At 71.5% G+C, this 5,812-nt stretch carries 7 protein-coding genes; 2 read left to right on the top strand and 5 right to left on the bottom strand.

Annotation, left to right across the window (positions count from 1 at the left end):
• Positions 1-659 (bottom strand): TetR/AcrR family transcriptional regulator (locus H5J33_RS20975; RefSeq protein WP_181796467.1); only part of this gene is annotated, 659 nt, incomplete at its 3' end.
• A gap of 99 nt (positions 660-758) precedes the next feature.
• On the opposite strand from H5J33_RS20975, the gene H5J33_RS20970 reads away from it, so the two are divergent.
• Positions 759-1,316 carry an NAD(P)H-dependent oxidoreductase gene (locus tag H5J33_RS20970; RefSeq protein WP_181796466.1) on the top strand — a complete coding sequence of 186 codons (558 nt, stop codon included), beginning with the start codon at positions 759-761 and terminating at the stop codon, positions 1,314-1,316.
• A gap of 60 nt (positions 1,317-1,376) precedes the next feature.
• Here H5J33_RS20970 and H5J33_RS20965 read toward each other — a convergent pair whose 3' ends face one another.
• From H5J33_RS20965 to H5J33_RS20950, 4 genes are read right to left on the bottom strand one after another with little or no spacing between them, the layout of a single operon-like run.
• The gene (locus H5J33_RS20965; protein ID WP_181796465.1) at positions 1,377-2,192 is read right to left on the bottom strand and encodes an ABC transporter permease; all 816 of its coding nucleotides are present in this window, start codon (positions 2,190-2,192) and stop codon (positions 1,377-1,379) included.
• An 11-nt stretch (positions 2,193-2,203) separates the two neighbouring features.
• Positions 2,204-3,085: an ABC transporter permease gene (locus H5J33_RS20960; protein ID WP_181796464.1), complete on the bottom strand. Its 882-nt coding sequence runs from the start codon at positions 3,083-3,085 to the stop codon at positions 2,204-2,206.
• 3 nt (positions 3,086-3,088) lie between these two features.
• Entirely contained in the window at positions 3,089-4,288 is a 1,200-nt protein-coding gene (locus H5J33_RS20955) for an ABC transporter substrate-binding protein (RefSeq protein ID WP_181796463.1), read from the bottom strand.
• Between the two features lie 21 nt (positions 4,289-4,309).
• Positions 4,310-5,341, bottom strand: coding sequence for an ABC transporter ATP-binding protein (locus H5J33_RS20950; RefSeq protein ID WP_181796462.1), 1,032 nt, complete (start codon positions 5,339-5,341; stop codon positions 4,310-4,312).
• Positions 5,342-5,451: 110 nt separating this feature from the next.
• On the opposite strand from H5J33_RS20950, the gene H5J33_RS20945 reads away from it, so the two are divergent.
• Positions 5,452-5,812, top strand: a 361-nt coding sequence (locus tag H5J33_RS20945; protein ID WP_181796461.1) for a FadR/GntR family transcriptional regulator, incomplete at its 3' end; no start/stop codon positions are given.

Here is a 5,812-nt window from a genome sequence, read left to right as displayed (position 1 = left end):
GTCACCCGGGCGACCAGGTCGAGCCAGGCGGCCTCCAGACGCTCCATGGGCATCGCGCACTGCCGGGTGAGGTGATGGATCAGCGCGGGGTCCAGGGAGGCGAGCAGGGTGTGGGCGAGCAGTTCGCAGTCGCCGTCGGGCACGGCCTGCCGGAGCAGCATCGTGAGGTGGGTGCGCAGCGCCCCGCCCACCGGGTGGGTGAACCGGCGGGTGGGCTCCGACTGGGCGGCCAGTTGCAGGTCCAGCTGTTCGGCCGTGCGGTACAGCACGGCCACGCCGAACGCCCGCAGCCGTTCCAGGGGCGGCGCGCCGGGGCCCAGCGGCGGGGGGCCGCACAGGAAGTCGGCCTGGAGCCGGCGGGCCGAGTGGTCGAGGAGGGCCATGAGCAGCCCGGTGCGGTCGCCGAAGCGGCGGAAGACGGTGCCCTTGCCCACGTCGGCCGCCGCGGCGACCGCCTCCATGGTGACCCCGGCCACCCCGTGCTCCGCGATCAGCCGGGCGGCGGCCTCCAGGAGCCGGGCCCGGTTGCGGGCCGCGTCGGCGCGCAGCCCCGGCTCGTCGGGAGCCGCGCCGACCTCCAGCAGGGACGGGATCTCGAAGGGCTCTTGTGGCTTCGGGAAGGGCGGCAGAGCGCTGGACATGACGACAGCGTAAAGCATCGGAAACAAAAGTGGACCACGGTCCGCTTAAGGTGGTACACATTTAAACGGACTTCGGTCCGGATCGTCACAGCGATGTTTCAGCCCTTTGGAGTTCCCATGTCTGTCCGTATCCTCGCGCTCGTCGGCAGCCTTCGCGCCGGTTCGCACAACCGCCAGCTCGCCGAGGCCGCCGTGAAGCTCGCACCGGAGGGCGCCGTGGTCGAGCTCTTCGATGGCCTGGCCGACGTCCCGTTCTACAACGAGGACATCGACGTGGAGGGCGACGTTCCGGCCGCCGCCGCCAGACTGCGCGAGGCCGCCCAGGCCGCCGACGCCTTCCTGCTGTTCTCCCCCGAGTACAACGGCACCATCCCGGCCGTGCTGAAGAACGCCATCGACTGGCTGTCCCGCCCGTTCGGCGCCGGCGCCTTCGGCGGCAAGCCCGTCGCCGTGGTCGGCACCGCCTTCGGCCAGTACGGCGGCGTGTGGGCCCAGGACGACACCCGCAAGGCCGTCGGCATCGCCGGCGGCAAGGTGATCGAGGACATCAAGCTGGCCATACCGGGTTCCGGCGTCCGCTTCGCCGAGACCCACCCGGCCGACGACGCCGAGGTCGCCGCCCAGCTGACCGAGGTCGTGGCCCGCCTGCACGGCAACGTGGGCGCCGCCGCCTGAGCCGTACGGCAAGCGGGGGCCGAAGCCGGTACGGCTTCGGCCCCCGCCCTGTTCGCCCGGCTAGACGCGGCTCGACGCCGCCGTGTCCGAGGACAGCCGCTGGGCGAGGTAGACCGGGATCACCGACAGCAGGACCAGCACCGCGGCCACGACGTTCACCACCGGCGCCTGCCGTGGCCGGGCCATGTTGTCGAAGATCCACAGCGGGAGGGTCTGGACGCCCGGCCCCGCGGTGAACGTGGTGACCACGATCTCGTCGAAGGACAGCGCGAAGGCGAGCAGGGCGCCCGCCAGCAGCGCGGAGCGCACGAGCGGGAACGTCACGTCCACGAAGGCCCGCAAGCCGCTCGCGCCGAGGTCCTGGGCCGCCTCCTCGTACGAACCGGCCGTACGGCGCAGCCGGGCCACCACGTTGTTGAAGACCACGACGACACAGAACGTGGCGTGCCCGACGATCACGGTGAACAGGCCGAGGCCCACCCCGAGCGGCTCCAGCACCGTGCCGAAGGCGGAGTTCAGCGCGATGCCCGTGACGATGCCGGGCAGCGCGATCGGCAGCACCACCAGGAAGGACACCGTGTCCCGGCCGAAGAAGCGGTACCGGGCCACCGCGAAGGCCAGGAGCGTGCCGAGCACCAGCGCGATGGCGGTGGCCCCGAGCCCCGCCTTCACCGAGGTCCACAGCGCCTGCCGGACACCGGGGTTGTGCGCCGCCACGGACCACCAGCGCCCGGTCAGTCCCGGCGGCGGCCAGCCCGCGCTGCGGTCGGGGTTCAGGGAGTTGAGCAGGACCAGCACCAGCGGGACGTAGATCACCGCGAAGCCGAGCCCGGCGCCGATCCGCAGGGCGATCCGCGCGGTGCGGCCAAGGCGCATGGCGCTCCTTCCTACAGGTTGTCGAGGGCGCCGGTCCGGCGGACCGCCAGCAGGTACAGGACGATCACGGCCACGGGCACGGTGCCGAGCGCGGCGGCCATGGGCAGGTCGAGGTCGATGTGGGAGTACACCAGGTTGCCGATGAGCTGGGTCTTGCCGCCCACGATCTGCACGGTGATGTAGTCGCCGAGGCTGAGCGAGAACGTGAAGACGGAGCCCGCGGCGGCGGACGGCAGCACCAGGGGCAGGACGACCGAGCGGAAGGTGCGGCCGGGCCGCGCCCCGAGGTCGGCCGAGGCCTCGAGCAGCCCGGCCGGGAGCTGTTCGAGCGCGGTGTGCAGCGGAAGGATCATGTACGGCAGCCACAGGTACGTCAGGGTGAGCACCGTGGCGGGCAGCCCGTAGCCGGGGCCGCGCAGTCCGAACGGGGCGAGCATCCAGTCGGCCAGTCCCCCCTCGGACAGGATCAGCCGCCAGGCGTACACCTTGACGAGGTAACTCGCCCACAGCGGCGTGAGGATCGCCGCCACCAGCAGCGGACGCCGGCGCGGCGGGGCCACCCGGGCGGTGTAGAAGGCGACCGGGAAGGCGAGGACCGCGCACAGCGCGGTGACCGCGAGGGCCACCACGACGCTGCGCAGGACCACTTGGCGGTAGACAGGGGTGGTCAGCAGCGCGTGGAAGTTGTCCGTCGACCAGACCTCCACCACCTGGGAGGTGAAGGAGTCGGTCGTCCAGAACGCGGAGACGAACAGGACCGCCAGCGAGCCGAGGTAGAGGACGGTGAGCCAGAGCAGCGGGGCGGTGAGCAGGAGGGTCAGCCGGAGCCGGGGCCGACGGCGCAGGACCGCGGCGATCCGCCGGCCGGGGTACCGCTCGGCTCGGGTCCGCACGGCTCAGCCCTTGATCCCGGTCCAGGCGCGGACCCACTCGGCGTACGGTACGCAGGTCACGTCCCGGCGGCCGTCCAGACACTGCTCGATGGGCGTGTTCCAGAAGGCGATCTTCTTCCAGTAGCCCTCGTCGGCGGCGTGGTAGGTGTCGCAGAAGTTCTTGTCGGTGGTCTCGGCACAGGCCCGGGAGTTGGCCGGTGCCTCGCCGAAGTACTCGGCGACCTGGGCGTTGACCTTGGGTGAGACGATCCAGTCCAGCCATTTGTAGGCGCAGTTGGGGTGCTTGGCCTTGCTGGAGACCATCCAGGTGTCCGACCAGCCGGTCGAACCCTCCGTCGGCACCAGCGCCTTGACCTTGGCACCCTCGGAGGCGGCGAGGTTGGCGATCACCTGCCAGGTCGTGCCGACCACCGAGTCACCGCTCTTGAAGGACGAGACCTCCTTCAGGTAGTCGCTCCAGTACTCGCCGACGTAGCCGTTCTGCCGCTTCAGCAGCGCGACGGCCGCGTCGAACTGCTTCCGGTCGAGCGCGTACGGGTTCCTGATCCCCAACTCGGGGCGGTGGGCCTTCAGGTACAGGGCCGCGTCGGCGATGTAGATCGGCGAGTCGTACGCGGTGACGTGCCCCTTGTACCGGGCGGCGTCGTCGAAGACGGCCGACCAGGAGGTGGGCGCGGGTGTCACCTTCGCGGTGTTGTACATCAGCAGGTTGGCGCCCCGGCCGTGCGGAATCCCGTACATCCGGCCGTCCACGGAGTTCCAGGCGCCGTTCTTCAGCCCGGCGAAGACGTCCTTGTAGTTCGGGACGAGGCCGGTGTTGACGGGGGCCGCGTCTCCGGAGGCGATCAGGCGCAGGGAGGCGTCACCGGAGGCGGAGACGGCGTCGTACGCGCCGGTCTTCATGAGCTTGACCATCTCGTCCGAGCTGGCGGCGACCTTGGAGCGGACCTGGCATCCGGTCCGCTTCTCGAAGCCGCTGACCCAGTCGGCGTGCGGATCGTCGGAGCCGTCCTCCACATAGCCGGCCCACGCGACCAGGTCGACCCGCCCCTCGGTGCGGCCCAGCTTCGCCGGGGCCTTCAGGGCGGGCGGGTGGAGGCCGGTGGCGGAGGAGCCGCCGGATCCGGAGGAGCCGCAGGCGGCGGTGAGCAGCAGCGCGGCGGCACAGAGGGCCGCGACGCGCGGGGTACGGGTGAGACGCACGGCGTTCTCCAGGTGTGGGGGTCAGGAAGGGAGCCGGACGGCGTGCCGGCGGTGCCAGCGGAGGCGGACCCGGGTACCGCGGTAGGCGGCGGCGTCCGCCGAGGAGGTCTCCAGGTTCTGCTGGAGCGCGGTGAGCCTGCCGCCGCCGTCCAGGTCGACCACGAAGCGGGTGGCGTCCCCGAGGTAGACGACCTCGGCCACGGTGCCGGTGGCGGTGGTGTGTTCCGGCTCGTCCGGCCCGGCGGACTCCTCCAGGACGCGGATCTTCTCCGGGCGGATGCTGTAGGTGCCCGGGGCGCCGGCGATCCGGTGGGCCGTCTCCCCGTCGAGGAGGTTGGAGACGCCGACGAAGGAGGCGACGAACGCGGTCGCCGGACGCTCGTAGATCTCCGCGGGCGTGCCGGTCTGGGCGATCCGGCCCCGGTCGACGACGGCGATCCGGTCGCTCATGGTGAGCGCCTCCTCCTGGTCGTGGGTGACGAGGACGAAGGTGATGCCCACTTCCCGCTGGAGCGCCTTGAGTTCGACCTGCATCTGCTGGCGCAGCTTCAGGTCGAGGGCACCGAGCGGCTCGTCCAGCAGCAGCACACGGGGCCGGCCGACGAGCGCGCGGGCCAGCGCGACACGCTGCCGCTGTCCGCCGGAGAGCCGGTCGGGCCGCCGCCGCCCGTAGCCTTCGAGGCGGACCTCGGCGAGCGCCTCACGGGCGCGGGCCAGCCGTTCGGCCTTCGGCACCTTGCGCACCCGCAGCCCGTAGGCGACGTTCTGCTCGACCGTCATGTGCGGGAAGAGGGCGTAGTCCTGGAAGACGGTGTGCACGTCCCTCTCGTACGGGGCCAGGCCGGTGACCTCCTGTCCCGCGAGTTCGATCCGGCCCTGGTCGGGCGTCTCGAAACCGGCGATCAGCCTCAGGAGGGTCGTCTTCCCGGAGCCGGACGGGCCGAGCATCGAGAAGAACTCGCCGTCCCGTATCTCCAGGTCGACGCCGGCCACGGCGGCCGTCTCGCCGAACGACTTCCGCAGTCCCTGCAGCCGGATCGCAATTCCCTCCATACGGGAACCTTTCTGGCGCCCTCAACGTTGACCGCAAACCTATGAACTCATAGGTCACGTCTCAAGAGGGCGTTAGGGTAAATCTTCAGTCAACGAGCGAGGTGGTGACCGTGAGCCGGCCCGAGACCGACGGCGGCGCCCGCCGGGCCGTCTTCAGCCCGGTGGACACCCGGGCCCGCGTCGACGCGGTCGTCCGCCGCATCGGCGACGCCATAGAGCTGGGCCTCCTCGCCGACGGCGAGCAGCTTCCCGGCGAGAGCGAACTGGCCGGACAGCTGGGCGTGTCCACGGTCACCCTGCGCGAGGCGCTCATGGCCCTGCGGCAGCGGGGGCTGGTCACCACCCGGCGGGGCCGGGGCGGCGGCAGTTTCGTCGCACTGCCCCAAATCCCCGCCGACGACCGGCTCAAGGACCGGCTGCGCGGCTGGAGCACCGAGGAACTGCGCGACCTCGGCGACCACTGGGCCGCCC

Origin of the sequence: Streptomyces sp. WELS2, assembly GCF_013870595.1 — a bacterium.
In the GTDB taxonomy this organism is placed as follows: domain Bacteria; phylum Actinomycetota; class Actinomycetes; order Streptomycetales; family Streptomycetaceae; genus Streptomyces.
Note: the sequence above shows the minus strand (reverse complement) of the source record. Positions and strands in the feature narration are given on the sequence as shown.